20 protein-coding genes and 3 pseudogenes are annotated in these 20,657 nt (G+C 47.5%); 4 read left to right on the top strand and 19 right to left on the bottom strand.

The genetic code is table 11. The features are described from left to right. Nucleotides 1-127 precede the first annotated feature (127 nt). The 3 genes from K7X24_RS16460 to K7X24_RS16450 form a co-directional block, all read right to left on the bottom strand. Nucleotides 128-622: a GNAT family N-acetyltransferase gene (locus K7X24_RS16460; protein ID WP_224555873.1), complete on the bottom strand. Its 495-nt coding sequence runs from the start codon at nucleotides 620-622 to the stop codon at nucleotides 128-130. Continuing rightward, nucleotides 619-912 (bottom strand): DUF1778 domain-containing protein, encoded by a 294-nt coding sequence (locus K7X24_RS16455; protein WP_100683471.1) that lies wholly within the window; start codon nucleotides 910-912, stop codon nucleotides 619-621. The genes K7X24_RS16460 and K7X24_RS16455 overlap by 4 nt, the downstream gene beginning before the upstream one ends. Nucleotides 913-1,250: 338 nt before the next feature. After that, nucleotides 1,251-1,493 carry a helix-turn-helix domain-containing protein gene (locus K7X24_RS16450; RefSeq protein ID WP_224555871.1) on the bottom strand — a complete coding sequence of 81 codons (243 nt, stop codon included), beginning with the start codon at nucleotides 1,491-1,493 and terminating at the stop codon, nucleotides 1,251-1,253. 70 nt (nucleotides 1,494-1,563) lie between these two features. On the opposite strand from K7X24_RS16450, the gene K7X24_RS16445 reads away from it, so the two are divergent. The 3 genes from K7X24_RS16445 to ccdA all read left to right on the top strand — a co-directional run bounded on the left by K7X24_RS16445 (nucleotide 1,564) and on the right by ccdA (nucleotide 2,384). Then, entirely contained in the window at nucleotides 1,564-1,818 is a 255-nt protein-coding gene (locus tag K7X24_RS16445) for a helix-turn-helix domain-containing protein (protein ID WP_039497362.1), read from the top strand. 84 nt (nucleotides 1,819-1,902) lie between these two features. Then, complete coding sequence (locus K7X24_RS16440) at nucleotides 1,903-2,151, top strand: helix-turn-helix domain-containing protein (protein ID WP_010299606.1); 249 nt, start codon at nucleotides 1,903-1,905, stop codon at nucleotides 2,149-2,151. Nucleotides 2,152-2,165: 14 nt separating this feature from the next. After that, nucleotides 2,166-2,384 carry a type II toxin-antitoxin system antitoxin CcdA gene (gene ccdA / locus K7X24_RS16435; RefSeq protein ID WP_180744385.1) on the top strand — a complete coding sequence of 73 codons (219 nt, stop codon included), beginning with the start codon at nucleotides 2,166-2,168 and terminating at the stop codon, nucleotides 2,382-2,384. Between the two features lie 120 nt (nucleotides 2,385-2,504). On the opposite strand, the pseudogene K7X24_RS16430 reads toward ccdA, so the two are convergent. From K7X24_RS16430 to K7X24_RS16370, 13 genes and pseudogenes are all read right to left on the bottom strand, one after another. Beyond that, nucleotides 2,505-2,798, bottom strand: a pseudogene (locus K7X24_RS16430) (DUF1778 domain-containing protein). Between the two features lie 206 nt (nucleotides 2,799-3,004). After that, nucleotides 3,005-3,505: a serine acetyltransferase gene (locus K7X24_RS16425; RefSeq protein WP_039461785.1), complete on the bottom strand. Its 501-nt coding sequence runs from the start codon at nucleotides 3,503-3,505 to the stop codon at nucleotides 3,005-3,007. Nucleotides 3,506-3,531: 26 nt separating this feature from the next. Further along, on the bottom strand, nucleotides 3,532-4,926 hold the full coding sequence (locus tag K7X24_RS16420; RefSeq protein WP_224555869.1) for a DUF4832 domain-containing protein: 1,395 nt from the start codon (nucleotides 4,924-4,926) through the stop codon (nucleotides 3,532-3,534). Between the two features lie 38 nt (nucleotides 4,927-4,964). After that, on the bottom strand, nucleotides 4,965-5,372 hold the full coding sequence (locus tag K7X24_RS16415) for a hypothetical protein (RefSeq protein WP_039490298.1): 408 nt from the start codon (nucleotides 5,370-5,372) through the stop codon (nucleotides 4,965-4,967). A gap of 2 nt (nucleotides 5,373-5,374) precedes the next feature. After that, nucleotides 5,375-6,487, bottom strand: a complete 1,113-nt coding sequence (locus tag K7X24_RS16410) for a glycosyltransferase family 4 protein (RefSeq protein ID WP_180830153.1) — start codon at nucleotides 6,485-6,487, stop codon at nucleotides 5,375-5,377. A gap of 1 nt (nucleotide 6,488) precedes the next feature. Beyond that, nucleotides 6,489-7,700, bottom strand: a complete 1,212-nt coding sequence (locus tag K7X24_RS16405; RefSeq protein ID WP_103861689.1) for a glycosyltransferase family 4 protein — start codon at nucleotides 7,698-7,700, stop codon at nucleotides 6,489-6,491. A 9-nt stretch (nucleotides 7,701-7,709) separates the two neighbouring features. Continuing rightward, nucleotides 7,710-8,699 carry a glycosyltransferase family 2 protein gene (locus K7X24_RS16400; protein ID WP_109225477.1) on the bottom strand — a complete coding sequence of 330 codons (990 nt, stop codon included), beginning with the start codon at nucleotides 8,697-8,699 and terminating at the stop codon, nucleotides 7,710-7,712. Continuing rightward, complete coding sequence (locus K7X24_RS16395) at nucleotides 8,692-10,074, bottom strand: hypothetical protein (protein ID WP_039490292.1); 1,383 nt, start codon at nucleotides 10,072-10,074, stop codon at nucleotides 8,692-8,694. The genes K7X24_RS16400 and K7X24_RS16395 overlap by 8 nt, the downstream gene beginning before the upstream one ends. Then, nucleotides 10,071-11,282, bottom strand: a complete 1,212-nt coding sequence (locus K7X24_RS16390) for a lipopolysaccharide biosynthesis protein (protein WP_224555866.1) — start codon at nucleotides 11,280-11,282, stop codon at nucleotides 10,071-10,073. The genes K7X24_RS16395 and K7X24_RS16390 overlap by 4 nt, the downstream gene beginning before the upstream one ends. 13 nt (nucleotides 11,283-11,295) lie before the next feature. Next, nucleotides 11,296-13,428, bottom strand: a complete 2,133-nt coding sequence (locus K7X24_RS16385) for a GumC family protein (RefSeq protein ID WP_224555865.1) — start codon at nucleotides 13,426-13,428, stop codon at nucleotides 11,296-11,298. 2 nt (nucleotides 13,429-13,430) lie between these two features. Beyond that, nucleotides 13,431-13,988, bottom strand: a complete 558-nt coding sequence (locus K7X24_RS16380) for a polysaccharide biosynthesis/export family protein (RefSeq protein WP_224555863.1) — start codon at nucleotides 13,986-13,988, stop codon at nucleotides 13,431-13,433. Beyond that, nucleotides 13,989-15,275, bottom strand: coding sequence for an outer membrane beta-barrel protein (locus K7X24_RS16375; RefSeq protein ID WP_224555861.1), 1,287 nt, complete (start codon nucleotides 15,273-15,275; stop codon nucleotides 13,989-13,991). It abuts the gene before it with no gap. Next, nucleotides 15,265-16,671 carry an undecaprenyl-phosphate glucose phosphotransferase gene (locus K7X24_RS16370; RefSeq protein WP_411961350.1) on the bottom strand — a complete coding sequence of 469 codons (1,407 nt, stop codon included), beginning with the start codon at nucleotides 16,669-16,671 and terminating at the stop codon, nucleotides 15,265-15,267. Before K7X24_RS16370 ends, K7X24_RS16375 begins: the two co-directional genes overlap by 11 nt. Before the next feature lie 411 nt (nucleotides 16,672-17,082). On the opposite strand from K7X24_RS16370, the pseudogene K7X24_RS16365 reads away from it, so the two are divergent. Further along, a pseudogene (locus K7X24_RS16365) lies at nucleotides 17,083-17,226 on the top strand (Arm DNA-binding domain-containing protein); the annotation flags it as partial. 196 nt (nucleotides 17,227-17,422) lie between these two features. Here the strand turns inward: K7X24_RS16365 and K7X24_RS16360 are convergent. From K7X24_RS16360 to ligA, 3 genes and pseudogenes are all read right to left on the bottom strand, one after another. After that, nucleotides 17,423-18,022, bottom strand: a pseudogene (locus K7X24_RS16360) (transposase); the annotation flags it as partial. Between the two features lie 341 nt (nucleotides 18,023-18,363). Then, nucleotides 18,364-18,585 (bottom strand): DUF3820 family protein, encoded by a 222-nt coding sequence (locus K7X24_RS16355; RefSeq protein ID WP_039465978.1) that lies wholly within the window; start codon nucleotides 18,583-18,585, stop codon nucleotides 18,364-18,366. A gap of 4 nt (nucleotides 18,586-18,589) precedes the next feature. Beyond that, nucleotides 18,590-20,644 (bottom strand): NAD-dependent DNA ligase LigA, encoded by a 2,055-nt coding sequence (gene ligA / locus K7X24_RS16350; RefSeq protein WP_224555859.1) that lies wholly within the window; start codon nucleotides 20,642-20,644, stop codon nucleotides 18,590-18,592. Nucleotides 20,645-20,657 lie beyond the last annotated feature (13 nt).

Raw genomic sequence — 20,657 nt, 5'->3', positions numbered from 1 at the left:
GTCAGAATATTAAAATCGCTAGCACGTGTTACTTCAGCTAAGGCTTATAATTTATACCTGATACGATGTAAGCATCCAGCTACAACAAACTATTCATTTTTGATGATGCACAGGCAAAACATCAATTTCAAATTGATAAACTCCCCACCAAATCCCCCAACGTCACCATCAGCATCATCGGATCTATCGGTGAAGGCTCAAATCCCACACGCAGGTAAAACTCCCGCGCTTCATCAGACAGCGCATGAACCAACATCCCGCGAATGCCGATAGTATCAGCGACCTGAATCACCCGCAGCCCAGCATCCCGTACCAACGCCCGGCCAACGCCCTGACCATGTAATGATTTATCTACCACCAGACGACCCAGTACTACGACCGGAATAGGATCGGGCATATTGCGGCGAAAACGTCCGGGAGCGGCATTCGTTGCCACGGCGCTGGAAGCCAATGAGTAATACGCCAGCACTTTTGAATCATCGCAACTGACGAAAGTTCGTGATGCTCCAGTGACCTGATTTTTCATCGCCCGTAGTTTTAGCCAGTTATCCATAGACTCCACACCGCAACAGAACGAGGAAAGTGCATGTTCGGCGTGGAGTGGCTCAGGAGCAGAGATCATTTTTTCTGTTCCCACGGTGCAGGTGTTTGCATAGTTTTGCGCAACGCGGCATTCGGTGAAGGAGCCTGATCCAAACGAGCAAGAAATTCCTGATAAGCATCGGGATCTGCCATGATGATGCGTTGATCGATCAACGCTTCCTCAGCAGCGGCGCGGGCAGCCTCAAGAACAAAATCAGTGCGATTTTTCCCTCTAGCCTTCGCCGCACGGTCGATAAGGTCGCGTTCAGCTGGCTTGATGCGTAAATTCAATGTTTCACGTTTGACAGAAACGCTGTTCGTCACTGGCATGATGTTATCCTCCGACCTACTCTCTGGACACTAATCATACAGCAAGCGTAACGCTAATGTCATTACGATTTATAGACATCACAAGGAATCGAACCAAAGGAGCAAACCGAGAATTTTTTATCATCTGTGACCCATCATTCTGATCTATCTATAAAAACACGGGTCAACCTACGGGTCTTGACAACAGTCACGGTTAAAATTTATGCTGTATTTTAACTTAATAGAAAGCTGAATGATCCCGAGTCCGGGCACCACTAATTTAAAGAAACCAGCCTAACGGCTGGTTTCTTGCTTTTGGGGAATGGGTCCTGAATAGGGTTCGATTCTCTACAAGAGTGTTATCCCGCCTCCCCTTCCCCATGATTCATGCTCGTGCCTTGATAGCGTGACGGCCAGATCTCCTCCGGCAGCTTTCCTAATGCGCAGGCAATTAATCTCTCACCTTTGGGCCAATGTCTCGTTAAAGCATTAGCGAGTGTTGAAGACGCTAATCCTGATGCTCTTGATACCGCCGCCAACGTTGTTCCTTTCTTTCTTAAGCCAGCAATAATGTCTGCTGGATGCCAATCGTGCTTATCCATTTCTCTCACCTCTCCCTATGATAAACCAGCTCAATTATCCCATTTTGGGATATTAATCAAGGTCACCAAAATGGCATCGATTTATTCAGATGAATATCAATCAGTTATAAAAATCCTACGAGAGGCCAGAATCGAAAAAGGCATGACCCAAGAAAATTTGGCGAACGCTTTAGGTCGACCTCAGTCTTTTGTAGCCAAAATCGAGAATGGGGAACGTAGGCTGGATGTTGTTGAATTTGTCCACATCGCTCATCTGCTATCTGTAGATGCTTCCACAGTTTTAGAAAGAATAGCGCATAAAATACAGACAGATAGCATTAAATAATCAACACAAAAAACACCTTATCCCGTTTTGGGATAAAACAGTGTGCGACTGATATTTGATCCCAAATTTTATGGGGTTGAATCGATGGCTTCTGTTTACTCTGATGAATATCAAATCGTTATCAAGGCATTACGTGAAGCACGCATTGCCAAAGGGATCACGCAGGGAAACCTGGCACTAGCACTGGATCGTCCCCAATCGTTTATCGCCAAGGTTGAGAACGGAGAAAGAAGGTTAGACATCGTAGAATTTATCCATATCGCCCGTTTACTTTCTCTAGACCCCGCCAGCATTATTGCTAAGATCCCTGCAAAATATAAAGCGCTTGGTTAAAGAGGAATACGGCAATGAAAAACCGGACTAGTATTGCAGTAGACAAAGATGACTATCAGGTTCAGAGCGCTGCCGGAGTTAATATTTCTGGGCTGGTGAATGACGCTATTGGCAAAGAAGCCCGCCGTATAAAGTCTGAGGAATGGAAGAAAGAAAACCGCGAAGGGATGGAAAACGTCGCCAGATTTATCGCAAAGCATGGTTCTTTTGCTGATGAAAATAAGAACTGGTGATCGTGTAATTCGTTGTTGATCTGTAATACGCCAGCACATTGACATCATAGTAGTTAGACTCCACGCCACAACAGAATGAGGATAATGTATGTTTGACCTAGATAAGCTCTGGGGTGGAGATCATTTTTTCTGTTCCCACGGAGCGGGCGTTTGCATGGTTTTACGCAATGCAGCATTCGGTGAGGGGGCCTGATCCAAGCGGGCGAGGAATTTCTGATAAGTGTCAGGATCAGCCATGATGATGCGCAGCTCGATCAACGCTTCTTCTGCGGCAGCGCGGGTAGCCTCAAGAACAAAATCAGTGCGATTTTTTCCTCAGGCCTTCGCAGCTTGAGCGATAAGGTCGCGTTCGGCAGGCTTGATGCGTAAATTCAATGTTTCGCGTTTCGCTGAAACGCTGTTCGTCGCTAGCATGATGTTATCCTCTGGCACACGCTTTGGATATTAATCATATAGATAACGTAACGCTAATGTCATTACGACTTATCGATGTCGCAGGAAATTGCGACCGAAGGAACGAACCGAGTATTTCTTTATTGTATGTGGCCCATCATTTTAGTAGACAGCAAGAATGGCAACCCGCTGTCACATGACATTCGCATAGAAATGAGCATACACTCTCAATTCAATTCCCTGGTTCCATACCCCACGACCACCTTTCCGGCAGCAAGGCTTTTTGTTACCACGGTTCCGGCGCCGACTTTTACGTTATCACCTAATGTAATGTCGCCTAGCAGAATGGCATTGGCACCAAGCTCCACCTGATTACCCAGCACCGGGCTTTTGGTGACATGGCCTTCACGGTTTATCACGCTACCAATGGTGACTCCCTGCCGTAATGTACAGTTCGCCCCGATGATTACATCGGAATTCACCACAATACAGTGCGGATGATATATTTTCAGCCCAAAACCGATTTGAGTTCTGTGCGGAATTTCCACACAGAACAGCCACTCATTAATCACTTTATTCAGGACAACAAAAGGAACGCTGATAATTTTCAGCAGCGCATTTGATGACTGGTAAATGGTTGAAAGGCGAAACAGCAATATGACTAGTTTAGCTTTAATACTGCCCGCCGCTTTTATTTCACACCATACATGGCCTATATTTTTCAGCATATGAATATCTATTCTTAATTCCGTGCTCAGCGCACCGTTACCGTGGAAATTCGATACCAACCGTCAGCTTGCTTGCCCTCGTTGGCGAGATTAATTCGCGATACTCCCTTTGCGTCCAGCATCGCCATTTCAATATTATACTGCCCGGCTGGCAGCGTTTCCGGCATCGCCAATTGGTAGACGAAGGTATGCTGCCCTGGCAACCAAGTGCGGATGTCATCAGCCATTTTTCCCATACTCATTACGGTGTTGTCATTATTCACCACACGATAGGCCACATCATATTTCAGATAAATGGGCGCTACGCCGTCGTTAAACCACTGCTGGTTTAACGTCAGGCTCTGCCCTTGTGCCAGTTCAGACTCATGAGTTAGCGAGGCCAGGCGAAAACGATAGCCGAGTTTGGTCAGCGCGTTATCCACAATGTCCCGATATTCCGTCGGCACGCTGCGCGACTTCAGATTAATGGTGCTAGCATGCTGTGCCAGCGCCCAGTCAAAGGCCACCTGCACTTGCGCACGAGTATAGTGCTGCACGCTCTGCCACTCCGACATATGACCACAGATTTCCAGACTCACCGGCGCACGTTGCCACGCAGAGCTAAAATTTGGATAAAGCGCCTCCGCGTTTTGCAGTCGCTGCGGGTAATCATCTTGCATGTGGCTCCATGTGGTCGCAAAATTATGCCAGTCCCCCCAGCAATCCGCGCGCCATCCAGCACCTTGCTTCACTGCGCTGGCCAACGTGTCGCCGCCGTTAATGAGCATAATCTTTGGGCTGTTGGGAAACGCGGCAAAATACATTTCCATGTACTTATCCAACTGGGCTGATGTGTAGCGTTCAATCAGCGGCGTAATGGTCGGGAAATTGATGTTGTGCCACTCGCCCCATGACCCCACCAACCCAATATCGATATAAGCCAAATTCGAATTACCGTCATAGCGTAGCCCAAAAGCATTAAGCAAACGCTGGCTGTATTCGATAAACACCGGGTCGTCCAGATCCGGCACAAAGGTTTTTTTGTCCGGCGTCCATTCGCCCTTGATGCCTTTTTGGATCAGCCAGTCAGGAATCTTCGAACCACTGGCAGGCTCATCAAGCGCCATAAAGCGCAACCCCACGTTCATCGGCGGTTGATGCTGGCTAGCCAGTTCGAAAATAGCGTCCACGGCTTGAAAATTATATTGGCCTTCTGCTGGTTCGAGTTCATTCCAGTACAAACGATCATATTCAATGCCGGTGTCGGGATAATCAGCCAGCGACAACGTTGTACCATTACCCTTGTTAAAGCTGGCGACGCCAGTACCTGGGTTCGTTAGCGGGCCAGTTAGCCCTCTGGGGGTGGCGGTCGTCATCACGCCATTGGCCACACCCAATACAGAAAATAGCAAACCTCCTACAGCGATAATTTTACAATGCACTTATGACTCCTTATTTCCACATCAGCAGAAACCGGAGGTCAGTGATCCTTCAGGCTGAGCCACCAATCCCAAATTCCTAAGTGGAAATGTGGGAAAATATCAATACCCAAGGCAGACTTAATCATGTAAAGCATCAATAGCGCCGCAAGCATGCAGGAAAAGCCAGTAAACAGGATCAACGCAGTCAGCAGTATGCGAAATAGCGTTGACTCTTTGCGTGGACGCTTGCGGTGATCCAGACCGAACAAAAAAACGAAGTAATAGCGCTTGTTAAAAAAAGGGAAACTCTTACGCACGTCGACCCAATGCATTGAAGATGCCGTAATCGACAGCACCGCCTGCTCAACGGCCAGCCGCTGTTCCGAGGTCAGTTCTGTATCGGTTTTTCCATCAAGGGCTTCATAGAAGCGCTCAATGACTAACGGGCGTTTATTCGATTCATTCACTATTAACCTATTGATTTATTTATTGCGGTGTAAACGGCCATCGTTTGTTCCGCGATTTGTTGCCAATTATACCTTTGTAAATATTCAGAGTAATCAACAGATAACGATTTAGAACGCAACGTGATTTTTTCGGATAAATCCGCCACATCTCCTACATTGAAATAAGTTTCTGGCGCTAATTTCACCTCCAGATTGGCTGGGATATTGCTGACCACGGCAGGCAATGAGAATGACATAGCCTCCAGCAACGCAATGGGTAACCCTTCATGATATGACGACATCACAAAGAGTTTAGCCTGTGAGAAAACAGTTTGTAGTTCCTGGCCGTTTAAAAATCCGGTCAGGATCACATTCGGGGTTTCATGGGCTAACTGTTTTAATCGCATGCTATACGCAGTGGGGTGATCGGCATCGCCAACCAAAACCAGTGGCATCGTGACACCCGATTGCCGATAGGCCGCGATAAGATCATGCAGGCCTTTTTCTTCCACGAAACGGCCAACCGCAACCAAATAGTGTTGTGGCTGAAGAGAAAAACGCGCCAATATTTGATTGATAACGTCCGCAGTGAGTCGCTGGGGTAGATTCACACCGTTATAGATAAGATGGGCATCATCGCGGCCATATTTCTGCTTGATCATATTATTAATCACTTCGGAGATCACAATCACTTCATTGGCATATTTCACTGCGACCTTTTCACCCAGCATTAAAATCTTCTTTGCTAGGAATCCCCATTTATGGCGGTCATAGTCTGGGCCATGATGAGTAAAAACCACTTTTTTACCCAGCAAACGTAAAAGCGGCACCACCAGGCCCGGACCAATAGCGTGAACATGCACCACCGTGGACTGATCAAAGCAGGTGATAAATGCCGCCAGCACCGAATGAACGATAGCCTCTAATGAACGCTTTTTCGGCGACAGTAAAGCGCGAGTCATCACGCCTCGATATTGTGATTTTTTATAATTGACATAAGGCGAACGTGCGAGAACGCAAATATCTACGTCGAATTGCTGTTTAATCGTCGGATATAAATTTTGGCAATGTGTTTCCACACCACCCAACACGTTTGGAATACCACGTGTTCCCAGAACGGTAATTTTCGTAGTCATATTACTTTTCGATTAATATTTCCCGATAAAGCGCCAATAGAGATTCTGTGTGTTTACGTAATGAATATTTTTCGCGAAGACGTTGGCGCGCATTTAATCCCATTTCTCTGGCTTTTTGCGGATTCAACGTCAGGTCATCCAGCACATCGGCTAATGCCTGCACATTGCCGGGTTCGAATAAAATGCCGTCTATCTTATCGCGAATTTGTTCAGGTATACCGCCAATACGCCCACCTACCACCGGTTTAGCGAATGCCATCGACTCCAGCACCGACATTGAACAGTTTTCATAGTATTCGGAAGGAACCACCACCGCGCGTGCGTATTTAATCAGCCGGTTAAGTTCTTCGCCCTGCTGTTTATAACCCAGGAATTCCGCATGCGGAAATTGCGCGACCAAATCGTTATACAGCGGCCCGCTGCCCGCAATTTTTAACGGAATTTTATTCCGCATTTGCTGATGCGCCCTAGCAAGCGTAGCAACGCCTTTCTCCCTACTCAGGCGACCAATAAACAGCAAATAACCGTCGTCTTTAACATCCTCCGCCGGCAGGCTGTCATTAATGCCGTTCACAATCACGTCAATGCGAACATTCGGCAGCTTGCGCATTAATTGGTTACGCAGAAATTCGCTGGGCGAAACGATCACATCCAGTGCCTGATAGTTTTTGGCAATATTCTGCCAGGCACCTTCTAACGAAAGCAGCAGACTTTTCGATGTAGAACCTTGCTGGCACCGATATTTAAAAGCGTTAAATACCGAACCAGTTAAACAAGCGTCACAGACTTTGCCATCGCGCAGCATGGTGTACGAAGGGCAGATAATCTTGTAGTCATGAGCCGTTAACACGGTTTTACACCCAAATTGACGGGCAATTTTAATCAACGACGGCGTGAGTTGGTGGTAGATATTGTGAAAATGAACAATATCCGGTTTTTCTTTACGCAATAACACCAGCAATTTCTTACATGCCTCAGCATTATGAATAAAGTTAACCGCGGTTTTAATTGCCCCAATCGCACTGCTGTTTTGATGATAATCCACATTACCGACAAAATAGGGCGCGTAGTCTGACGGGAAGTTATTTTCATGCTGCATAGAGAAAGCGATAACGTCAACGCCAGCCTTTTTCAACATATCAATCTCTTGAAAATAAACCGTTTCAGCGCCGCCCTTAATATAGAAAAATTTATTGACCAATAAAACTTTCATCATACCTGCCTATTCATGAATAACCTTGCTGCTTGGTGGTGTCATAGGGTCGCGCACGGGTCTGGTTAATCCTTTTATCAATCCCGCAGAAAACACAGCCAGGTTCATCACACCCTGCACCCCGTTCAGCAGTGAACGGTTCTTAATCGTTTTTAATGCCACAAAAGCGAGTAACGGCAGCAACGCAGCACCAATAACAGTGGCGTTAAACGTCAATAAACTCATCAACAGCACCAGCAGATAAACCGCAAAAACTGCCTCGTTTTTAACGATATGCAATGCCTCACGGAAATAAGGCATCCCCCATGCGCTGCGTAAAAGCTCGCCCGGTGCCCAGAGAAAACCGTTCCGCCAACGATATTGCAGCATTTTATATGTTGGCATGGTGTACGACGTGTGACGGAAATAAGGCACATTAAGTCGATGTAATTTATAGTGGGCATAGCGCAGACGAATGCCTAATTCAGCCTCTTCATAACCATGCAAGCTGCGGTTGGTGAGATAACCTATTTTTTCAATTGCCGAGCGGCGGTATAAACCCCCACCACCTAAATGACCGCAGTCGCCCAACGGATATATTTTATGAAGGCGCTGTTTACGTGATATAAACTCATAGTTCGCCGCGCCATCCATCTCTACCGTTCCAGCCACGCCAGCGTAATCAGGGTGTGCGGTTAAAAATGCGATGCCCTGCTCAATAAAGCCATCTTCCAGCTCCATATCGCCGTCCATTAGCAGCAAATAATCCCCCTGACTGTACAGGTAACCAAGCTGATGCCCCACACCGCAGCAGCGTTCGGACGGTTCAGTCAGCGACACCACGGTAATGCCTTTGGCGCTGGCAAGCTGCTGAGTGTTGTCGGTTGATAAGCTATCGGCAACAATGATTTTATGGGGGTAATCCACAATATGGCGACGAATACTGTCGATGGTTTTTTCGATGCATTCCGCTTCATTGAATGTCTTAATACTCACTGAAATAAAAGGTTTATCACTCATACAGTTTTCCGATATAACGACGGACAGAATGGCGAATCACCAGACTTGAGCCCAGAGATAAATAAAATAGGAATTGCAACATGGGAATAATCATCAGGATCTGGCTATAAGGCAGACTCAACAGGCACCCAACCACAAAAACGTTAAAGGCCGGAGAAAAACTCAGCAGTTTCAGGTCCTGTTGGTCTAATTTATTACGATCTAGTCCCGGCTTTGGCTGCGTAATGACTAAGATATAAATAATTAGCCCGATGAAAAATAACGTTCCAACCACGCCGACTTCCCATAGCAGCACACTTAATGAGGTTGAATCGATGATCAGGTTATAGATAATATTCAAAAAACCGGGAGAGACAGCGCTGCCGCTATTTGTCGCATTTAATCCATAGCCAAACAACGTGCCGGAGATCCCCCACATATCGTGATTTTTCAGCCAGAAAAATAGCGTAGTAAGACGCCCAAGTTCACCGGATTCCATAATGTAGCTGGTATCAAAAATATAATTCAATGAATCCAGAAATACGCTCATCGCGCTTTTCGTCGGGTCGCCACCAAACGCCGAGGAGTAACCCGAGGCCAAAATGGTAATCGCCACGGTAATCAGCAACGCCATGCCAGTGAAAATCAGCAAAATTGCTTTCAGGTTTACGCTATTCATGCCTTTGATGTAGCTCGGCATTAACCAAACCCAGGCCAGTAATAATGGTGAAATCAGGATCACAAATTTCACTTCCCCCAGGATACACAAGCTAAATCCCAAAACGATATGCAGCGCCGTGGATTTAAACGACGTCAAACCATGTTTAAATTCCGAGACTTTCAGCAACATAATCAACAGGCAGAACAACCCCATCGCCGCGGTATTTCCCCCGCCCATCGGGTCGCCGCCGAAAGTGCCGACTACCGAGTCCCATTTTTCGTCTTCTCCCCGCAATGCTGCCCGCCGCGGTAAAACAAACAACACCTGATAAATCACCACCGGGAACTGCGCGTAGAACACCCAATACAAACTGCGGGTCACGCGATAAATCTGTGATTCGCGGCAAAATCCCAGCAGCAGGCAAAACATCATCAGCGATAATGCAACCTCGTTTTTAAACCCAACGATAGTGACGGTTATTCCGCCCTGTAACAGGGTAGATAATCCCGCCATCGCCAGAAAAGAGAGGTAAAGCGTGAGAACCATCAATTCCTGCGTATCCAAATGCAATCTATCGTAGCGAGTCTGCATAATCAGCAACCCCACCATGTTCAGCGCCAAAATAAATGGTAACCACAGTACCGCCAGAAAACCGGTGAAATACTGCGTCAGTCCGCAGAATACCAGCGTGATAACAACATAAATCTGTAGGTAAAGGCCGGTATTCAAGCTCATGATTCTGTCATCATATTTTTCAGTCCATTAGCACGTTTGTTTACTTTGAGATAAATAAACGCGTAGCGTACAAATGTAAGCACAGAAAAAAGAATCATTGATGTGGCATAGTGATTATAAAAAAAAGGCACAATCACAAATGCGATTAATACCACGCTCAACTGCTCTAATTGAATACGCAAAAAATAGCGATGAGAGCCAAATATTAATTCGATCACCGTCAGCGGACACACCGCCAGCGCCGGAAATAAATAAGGCAACATATAGCGAGAGGTTGGAATGGAGTTAATCCACTCCTCGCTAAAAAAAAGATGCATCACCAACGGATAGAAAATAAATATCCCTAGAGTGCAGATCACTCCCGATATCAATAATACCAGACGGACTTTTTTGAACTCATCATAGTTGAAACGTTTATTTCTGAAATCGGTAGACCAGGTTGAAAAAATAGAATGACGCACTGCATTGCCGATGATCACCACCGGAGACAAACAAAAACGGCTCACCACCGAGAAATACCCCGCTGTCAACGCGGAAAACCAAAAATTAATCAGCATAACCGGCAAATTACTATTAACCATCGCCAGTACTTCGGCGCTGCCAACGCGAGTGAGATGATGAGCATGCTGATGAAAGAAAGCCCTATTACGTTGCGGACTAAAATGTCCAAACGTAATGGTGTGAATATTGAACGAGAACAAAATACATCCGCTAATCAGCACCATCATGGCGCAGGCCCAGGACCAATAAAACGCGGTGGTATGTGAAGTGAACACCAGCGAAAGCACGACCACCACCGAGACGGCGAGTCGCTGAAAGGCCAGAAAACGGTAGTTACCCTCGCGCAGCGACAAATTCTCCGAGATCAGCACCAGCGCATAGGACAGCGTGAGCAGATAGAGAAAGAACACATTTCGCTGAAACAGCCATGCGGTCAACATCGCATAGGGCACAGCGGTAAGCAGGCTTTGCAGTGTGCTGAATACCACACTCTGCGCCAGTTCACCGTCTTGCTGTTTCGGAATCAGCAGTTGCGATGCAAAGGTACAGACCTGCGCCCCCACCAACACGATGCTGTAACTCAGCGCGTAGATCCCCACCTCGGCCATGTTGTATTTATGCGAAATCAGCCAGATAGACAGCGCGCCAATCAGTTGTGAAACCACCGATGAACCCGCAATGGTAGAAATGCTTTTTAGTAAACTCATCTTTTTCATAAACTCACAGGTGACCAGTACTGTCGATTAGCGCATTCATACGATGGTTCAGGGAACGTATCCCCTCTTTGGTTTCGAGGTTTTTATCCGCAACCCGATTCATTACCGCGCCAATCAGCACCGCGCGGTGGTGTTTAACTTTCTCAATGGCATTAAGCACATCACCCGTACGCCACTCGCCGGCTTTCAGCACAAAAACTACCCCGTCGATTACCCGGCTAATGAGTTGACTATCCTGCGTTTGATTCACTGCGGCCACATCAACGATTATTCTCTGATAGCGTGTTCTCAGCTCTGCCATCAACGTCACGACATGTTCGGACGACAGCATCAGTAAAGAAGACATCAAGGCATTGCCACGCGGCAGGAAGCTTAAATTTTCACTGATTGTCACCAGTGCGGCATCCAACGGTGATTGCCCTTGCAGCAGTTCCGCCACGCCGATAGCGGAAGGGGGCGCCAGGTCTTGCGTCAGCCCGCCGTCGTTAAAGAAATCCAGGTCGATAAGCAGCGTTTTTTGGTCAGCGCTGAAAGATGTCGCCAGCAAATGCGCCAGCAACGATCGCCCTTCGCCATGCTCTGCCGAGCTGATGGCAATGGCCTGGCAGGATGGATGCGATAACAAAATGTGGATTCGCATGCTGTGGACAGTATCGACGTACAGCGGCGCTTTGGTTATCAAATGCACAACCTGTGAGCGCTTCACGCCACTGGCGAAGATGCGAATTTCCCCCACCGGCGCCATATTCAGGCGCTTTTTCATCTGGCTGATACTGTTGATTGAATTATCCAGCGCGGCTCTCACGATGAAGTAAACCACCGAGAAAATCAGGGTTAGCATGACAACCATCACCAGCAGCATCACTTTATTGGGTTTCGACGGGTGGTCCGCCGGCACGGCAGGGTCGTAAAGTACCGCGTCCGGCTCTAAATAGTTACCTGCCAGCGTCTGCTCTTTGGTGCGCTGATAGAGCGCCTTATACAGCTCTTTTGTTTTATCCAACGCGGTGATCAGGTTATTGTATTCATCACGTTTAGACGCTAACGTTTGGAAATCCGCTTTCTGTTTCTCCAGCAGTTGCTGATAATATTTTTCATCCCTCAACGCCGCCTGATACTGCTTATTCAGCCCCGCTTCCAGTTCGAGTAACACGGTGTGGGTCTGCTCTTCAATCGCCTGAACCTGGGCTTCGGCTTCTAAAATTTTGGTATGCTTCAGCCCGTAGCGTTTCCGTAACTCGTATAAAGAACGCCGAGCCTGAATCAGCGCAATGCGCAAATCCTGAATTTGGGCATGATTAGAAATATCAGGCAGAGAAATGATGTTTTCCAGCGACGTACCCACGTTCAAACGCACGCTGTTGTAGTTCGTTTCCGCCCTGATGCGACGTTGGGTGGCATCCGCTAACTTGGTGGTGACGATCCCCAGTTGTTCAGTTTCGAAGCCATCCACGCCACGGAAAGTCAGCAGTCCTTCTTTCTTCAGAAATTGGTCGATGACGGCCTGTTGCTCGACGACTTGCTGCCACACCTCTTCCATCTGTTTTTGGTTCAATGTTTTGGCTTTCAGTGTCTTGAGGTGCTTTTGCCTGGCCGTATAGTCAATAAATGCCTGCGCCGCGCCGTTAGCGATGTCGGCCGCCAGCTCAGGCGACGCCGACTCGTATGAGATAGTGGCGAGGTGCGTGGTGCGAACGCCAGTGATAGTGAGGTTTGCCACTATCGAACCCAGTGCGTGATCGACCCGCTGTTGCTCATCGCCACGGTTATCCGCATTTTTGTCTATATCGCCGTTAAACGCTGGATTTTGGTCCAGCTTGATGTCCCGCACGGCTTGTTCCAGCACAATACGCGACTGCATCAACGCATACTGAGTTTCGTAATAGCCGCTACGGGTGGAATCATAACCATCGACCTGCGGCAAAGGCGAAACGTTATCCTGCTGTGCTTTAAGCAGTACCGTTGCGGTCGACACATATTTGGGCGTGATCATGCTAATCAGCGGGTAAGCCACTACCGCCACAATCAGGCCGGCCAGCATGATCTTCCAGCCGTTCTGTTTGATCTCTTGGGCAAATCTGGAGAAATCGATGATGCTTTCCAGTTTTCTGCCATTTTCCACGATAGATAGACTCATGGTCAGAAAAAGCTCATACCGACAATCACGGTATCGCCAGGATGAACGACACGTCTTACATCAACATTTTCAATCAGTTGATTGCTATTCGATAGACGAATACCCACATCCTTGCGGTCTGCGCGATCGGTAAATCCGCCGGCCAGCGCCAACGCTTTTTCAACGGTTAAGCCCGGCTCGTAGGCATACCCGTTCGGTTTCTCCACTTCACCAGTGATATAGAATTTCCGGAACTCGGCAATGCTGACCGTCACCATCGGATTTTGCAGATAGTCGCCGCGCAGGCGATTAGCCAACTCCTCGCCCACCTGCTCTGGCGTTTTCCCTTTCAACACCAGTTGACCAATGTAGGGGAAGGTAATCGCGCCGCTTTTATCCAGCATGAACTTCATCGTCATCTCCGGCTCGCCGTACACCAGAATATTTACAGCATCGCCTTCACCTAACTGATAACCAGTGGTTTCACTTTCAGGTTTGTCCCTCAGCGTCTGGCTCGGCGGGGAACATCCCGCTAGCCAGACGATGAGGGACAGAAAAATGCACAGTTTTATTATTTTCACTTAGATCTGTACCTTAGCCGTAAACATAATCAGAGAGTTATCACGGCCCAGCATTCTGACGACCTGGCGATCGCCGTTAGGGCCAATAAAGAAAGAATCGCTATCTTGATTGGAACGTAGCGTGTTCAGTTGATACTTTAATTCAACGTTAATAGAGGGTCTGAAGTTATAACTCATGGCGAATGTGAACACCCTGTTTCTGTCTTTACGATCTCGCGGGTAATTCTTGTAAACGTCCGTCAGGTATGAATAGTCAAACGTGGTGGAGAAACGATCGACGAGCCAAAAGTGCTGATAAGAGATGCCGTATTTAGAAACCAGGATATAGCCGCCAATTTCTGACGGGTCTTTGATATGCTGCGACGTATGTGCGGTAAAAACGGATTGTTTAAGTGGTTTCCACTCCGTCTGAATATCCCAGTTTATCCCGCTAAAACTCCTGGAATTCGGGTTATTATCGAATGTCTTGTATAGCCAGGACACATTGGCATCAATACCGGCTTTTCCCGTAAGTTGCGATTTAATGCCGAATTCCAGATAGTATTCATTATTATCTTTTTGCGAATCGATTTCATAACGCCGCTGATTACCAATAAAACGGTAGCGAAAGCGCGTTGCCGACGAGTATTGGTCAGATAATTCGGCGATTAAACCGTTCTCGTACCATTCCTGCCCAAGAACATAGTTATAAAAATCAATATCGGTATTTTTAATATCCTCCGTGCGGCCTAACCGCAGTTTTCTAAACAGCAGCGCGACGTCGGCTTTACCGCGCCCTTTCAGCGCGCCATAGCTATAACGCAATTCACTGTTGAAAAGCGCGGTACTCAACGGCGAATGAATACCGAAATCGCTGAACTGTTGTGGTCGAAAACCTTCGGTAATACCGCGCCCACGCACTTCGTGCCCAAGCGCCTCCTCAAGACTGAGCGTTAATCCATGCCTCAACCCGTAGCGCCATGCGCCATTAAAGCGAAAGAAATGGTCGGTGTAATTATCCGCCGGATCGCTGTCGTAACGACGATAATCACCGGAATACATCAACAGATATTGATCCTGATAACGCGCGCCAATGGCCTTAATCATTGGCCTGAGGCTCTGAAAATGAGAACTCACCGCATTCTGATCATCAGCCTGATAGGTCACGTTATTCTCATGCCCATAGTCCAGACCCACCTGGCTTTGAAAATCAATACCGGCGACACCGATATGCGATTTCGGCATCAAGTCGGCCCAAGATGAGAGGGGGGTTATCATTCCAGCGGCGATGACCAATTTAGTACGCATTTTCACCGATAAAACCTTTGAAAATGGTTCTAAAGATAATTTTGATATCCAACCAAAGGGACCAACTCTGAATATAGGCGATATCGTAGTGAACCCGTTTTTCCATTTTATCGAGGGTATCCACTTCGCCGCGATAACCATTAACCTGCGCCAAGCCTGAAATTCCAGGCTTCACTTTATGGCGGATCATGTAATTCTCGACTAACTGGCGATACTGCTCGTTATGCACGACGGCATGAGGACGTGGGCCAATAATCGACATCGTCCCTTGCAATACATTGAAAAATTGCGGCAGTTCATCCAGCGAAGTCCGGCGTAAAAATGCGCCAAAACGCGTAACGCGCGGATCGTTTTTAGTCGCCTGCGTCACGACGCCGGCGTTTTCCATCACGTGCATCGAGCGGAATTTCCACACTTTGATTTTATTGCCGCTCAGGCCGTAACGATCCTGCTTGAATAACACCGGCCCCCGTGACGTCAGTTTGATACCAATAGCAATCACCAGCAGCAATGGCGAAATCATCAGCGTAATAACGCCACCAATCACTAAATCCTCAACGCGCTTAATCACCGAGCCAATACCATCAAACGGCGATCTGAAAATACTGATGGTCTGAATGTTATTGATGGAGCGAAACTGCGATACGTATGAGCTGTAGGAATAAAGATCGGGAATGATATAGGTATCTACCGTCGTATCGGACATCATCGACAGAAAATAACGAATGCGTTGTAGCGCAACCATTGGCAGCGCAATATAAATCTCATCCACTCTGCCCGCTTTAGCCTCTTCAACCAGCTTGCTCACTTTGCCTTTAAATTGGCTCTTAAACAGATAGCCACAACGGGATGGGCTACGATCGTCGTAAAAAGCCAATTCTAACTGCATGTTGGCATACTCTTTAAGCAATGCTTTTTCCGCCGCTAACCCACCGGGCGTTAATCCCACAATAGCAATTCGGATCCGCTTTTTAGTCGTAAATTTAAACGTAATTAAACGCGTGATATAGAGGCTACATAGCGAAAGAATATACCAGTACAGCGTTGCGGAAAAATATATATTATCGAATTTATGCAATAGACCCAGCGAGTACAGCGTACCGGCATAATTCCTGACTAACTCCACAAAGATGACCGAAAATAATGCGGAACCCCACAGTCTTCTCTGCCCACCAAGCTGCATATTTTTAAGGCCATGGTGATATAGGCCAGTATATTCTCCAATAAGTAAAAAAGATGTTGAGAATAGCAGACTAATCATAATTACATCATCGAAAGCGCCCATCATAAATAGACTAGCGCTGACCATTAATGTCAAATTTATTGATAAAAAATCCATCAATTTAATAACAAAAAAATCATTTCTATAGGAAACATTCATCTGATTAGTAGACACTTTTTAATCTTAATCCATTAAGTTTTTATTATTAATTTTTTCCGTGCCGGATAATATATCACATAAAAAATTTTAGAATAACAATCAGATCAATCTTAAAGATTTTTTTAGCAAAACACACAAGCTGCTAGTACCCACAACCATAACAATTAACATATAAAATATAATTTCTCATATCAGTAATCTCTCTAAATAATTATTTGATTTTAAATATTTGTGTTTTATAATTATTTCAACGAGATGAATAAAGCATAAAATTTCGCCGTTCAGGCAAGTCTGCTCCTATGTTTTTTGATTCCATAAGTTGGTGTAAATATCTTTTCCGATACGCTTTGATTTATCCCTTCGTATTGGGGAATTTGTGGGTCAGATTGCGAGTCATTCAGTTCGATGAACGGGAGTGACCATCAAATGTTAACTGACAGCAAAGTCCGATCTGCGAAACCTCTCGCAAAATCTTACAAGCTCACCGATTCGCAAGGCCTGTACCTCACGGTATCCACCAGCGGCGCTAGGCTATGGTATTTCCGCTATCGCTTCGGCGGTAAGGAAAGCCTGGTCTGCATATCTTCCATTTCAGCTTCATGAACCCACCGTCTTATACGCCTCGGATCGCGTTTTGATGTGGTGCACCTTGACCGCTGACTACAATCGCGACAGGCAATATGGTTAAAGTACATTTGCAGTTCTAACCCATCTTCGACTACCATAAACCTGTTCTGAAGCTCGCTAAACGTTGTTGCAACCATGCCAGTTTCGTCGCTGTTAAATCTGTGATTATTTCAGGCTCAGCAGTCTTGTCAGCTTCATAGAGCTTATTCAGGTACAGAGCTATACTCTGCTCAACCCTTTCGATGTGACCTTTTGTTTTCTGTGGGGTGAAGTTATTCGATTTGCTGTTTACCGCCTTGAACTTGCTGCCGTCGATGGCAACAACCACATCGGTGAACATCTGCATCTGCCGACACAGATCAATAAAAGCCCGACAGGCATTTTTGATACCTTTACTATTGTTTTTTCTGAAGTCGGCAATAGTTTTAAAATCAGGTGTTAATCGCTCAAGTAACCACATCAGCTCCACGTTTCGATGGGATTCTCTTTCTAACCTGCGGGAAGACTGAATGCGGTTCAGGTATCCATAAATGTACAGCTTCAGCATAGTTGCCGGATGATATCCGGGTCGCCCTGTCTGCTTTGCATTAACCCTGTCGAAGCCAAGAGCATCAAGCTGTAATCCATCAACAAAGACATCAACGACTCTGACAGGATTATCTTCAGTGACAAAATCATCCAGCACTTCAGGGAGCAACGTCACCTGATGTCTGCCTTGACCTTTAATGTGGTGGGTCATATCCTCACCCGCAACATTTAATCTTATCCTTTTAATTTTATTAAATAAAATAGGTTTTCGCATGGGTTTATCAAGAATAGTTGATCATATAAAGCCACTGCTTAGACCAAAAACTGAACAGCAGTTTTCACACAGCCTGGGCACACAAGAGACATTCAGAACCATCACGATTGAATGCTAATGCCAATCGTTTAAGAACCGAGATATACGGAGCAACCACAAGGCGAGGTATCCCTGCGGGAGCCTCATTCGCGTGTTTCTCCTAAAATGAGGCTTAAGTGACCAGCTTTGCTTAATTGAAGCGACCTTTTTTCATCAGGGTTACGACAGGAAATGGATAATCAGGGACGGGGCCGTTTCAGCGGCGTGACCAACCCTTGAAGACCCTCTATCTTGATTGCCAGCGTAATCTGCATCAATTCCCCTAAGCGACCTTTAGGAAATTCATCCTTGCGGGAGAACCACAGCAGGTACTCTTCAGGTAAATCAATCAGCACTCGCCCTTTGTATTTACCAAACGGCATCTGCATCGTAGCAATGTCTATCAGGTCTTCTTTTTCCATCCGTTTACGCCCCCAATAGTCGGATCATTTCCGCCTCGTCGATCACTGGGATCTCCAATTCTTGCGCCTTCGCTAGCTTAGAGCCTGCGGCTTCACCAGCGATCACCATATCGGTTTTCTTCGAGACACTGCCGCTCACTTTTGCCCCTAATGCCGTTAGCCGATCTTTGGCTTCGTCGCGGGACAGAATACTCAGCGATCCGGTCAATACCACCGTTTTCCCCGCAAATGGGCTGTCGATCTCTTCCGCATTGACCACCTGAACCTCAGGCCAGTGAATGTTGATGCCAGCGGGATCGGTCAGCTCGCGGATCACGGTTTGGTTGTGCTCTTCCTCAAGGAAATGACGCACATGCGCGGCAACGACTTTACCGACATCTGGCACCTCCAGAAGCGCTTCTTCATCGGCAGCAAAAAGCGCTTCCAGCGAACCAAAATGGGCAGCCAGATTGGCCGCCGTCGATTCGCCAACGTCGCGGATCCCCAACGCATAGAGGAAGCGTGCCAGCGTGGTGCTTTTCGCCTTTTCTAACGCATTAACCAGATTCATCGCGGATTTCGGCCCCATGCGATCCAGCCCCGTCATGATCCCAGCGCTCAAGCGGAACAGATCGGCTGGCGTCTTGACGTACTCTTTTTCCACCAGTTGATCGATGATCTTATCGCCCATACCTTCCACATCCAATGCGCGACGAGAAACAAAATGCTTCAGTGCCTCTTTGCGCTGGGCACCGCAAATCAAGCCACCGGTACAGCGCGTGACGGCCTCGCCTTCTACACGTTCAACGTCAGATCCACACACGGGACAGGCCGCAGGGAAAACGATCGGACGCACCGTTTCTGGACGTTCAGATTCCACGATGCCGACGATCTGCGGGATCACGTCACCCGCTCGACGCACAATCACGCGATCGCCAATCTGCAAACCTAGCCGCTCAATTTCATCGGCATTATGTAGCGTAGCATTGCTGACGATCACGCCAGCCACGGCGACCGGTTCCAGACGTGCAACGGGCGTAATCGCCCCCGTCCGCCCAACCTGAAACTCAACGTCACGCACCCAGGTCAGTTGTTCCTGCGCAGGGAATTTAAACGCTACTGCCCAGCGGGGCGCACGGGCAACAAACCCTAATCGCTCCTGCAGCTCCAGCGAGTCAACTTTGACAACGACGCCATCGATATCAAAACCTAACGAGCCGCGAGTCTGTTCAATCTCACGATAAAAATCGAGTACCTCGGCCGGACCAGTGCATAGCCTAATTCTATTGCTAGCAGGCAGTCCCCACGCCTTGAACTGCATCAGGCGCTCCCAGTGGCTTGCGGGTAGCTCACCGCCTTCCAGCAGGCCGACGCCGTAACAGAAGAAGGTCAGCGGACGCGTAGCGGTAATGCGTGGATCGAGCTGGCGCAGCGATCCGGCAGCGGCGTTACGCGGGTTGGCAAAGACTTTGCTCCCCGTACGGCGAGCTTCTTCGTTCAATTTTTCAAAGCCGCTGTGCTTCATAAACACTTCGCCGCGCACTTCAACACGACGCGGAATATTGTCACCCTCAAGGCGCAGTGGAATCGCCGCAACGGTACGAATGTTACTGGTGATATTTTCCCCAGTCGTGCCATCCCCGCGCGTGGCCGCCTGTACCAAAACGCCCTCTTCATACAACAAGCTGACGGCTAACCCATCCAGTTTCAGTTCGCAGCAGAATGTCAGATCGTCACCGTTTTTCAGCCTGTCGCCAATTCGCTTGCTGAAGGCCAGATAACTCTCTTCATCAAATACGTTATCCAGCGATAACATTGGCACTTCATGACGAACCTGTTCAAATGCCGCCAGCGGTGCCGCGCCTACGCGCTGCGTCGGAGAATCGCTGGTCACCAGCTCGGGGTGATCCGCCTCTAACGATTTCAGTTCCTGCATGAGTTTGTCATATTCGACATCAGGAATTTCGGGCGCATCCTCAACGTGATATTTGTATTCGTGATGGCGTAAGACCCGGCGCAACTCAGCTACCCGCAGTGCGGCCGTATTCACTTCGGCTGGTTCTTTCTTCACTGGTTTCATACCTGTTTTATCT

Origin of the sequence: Pectobacterium versatile (assembly GCF_020166435.1) — a bacterium.
GTDB lineage: Bacteria > Pseudomonadota > Gammaproteobacteria > Enterobacterales > Enterobacteriaceae > Pectobacterium > Pectobacterium versatile.
The sequence above is the reverse complement of the archived record's forward strand: the minus strand, read 5'-3'. Positions and strand labels throughout refer to the sequence as shown.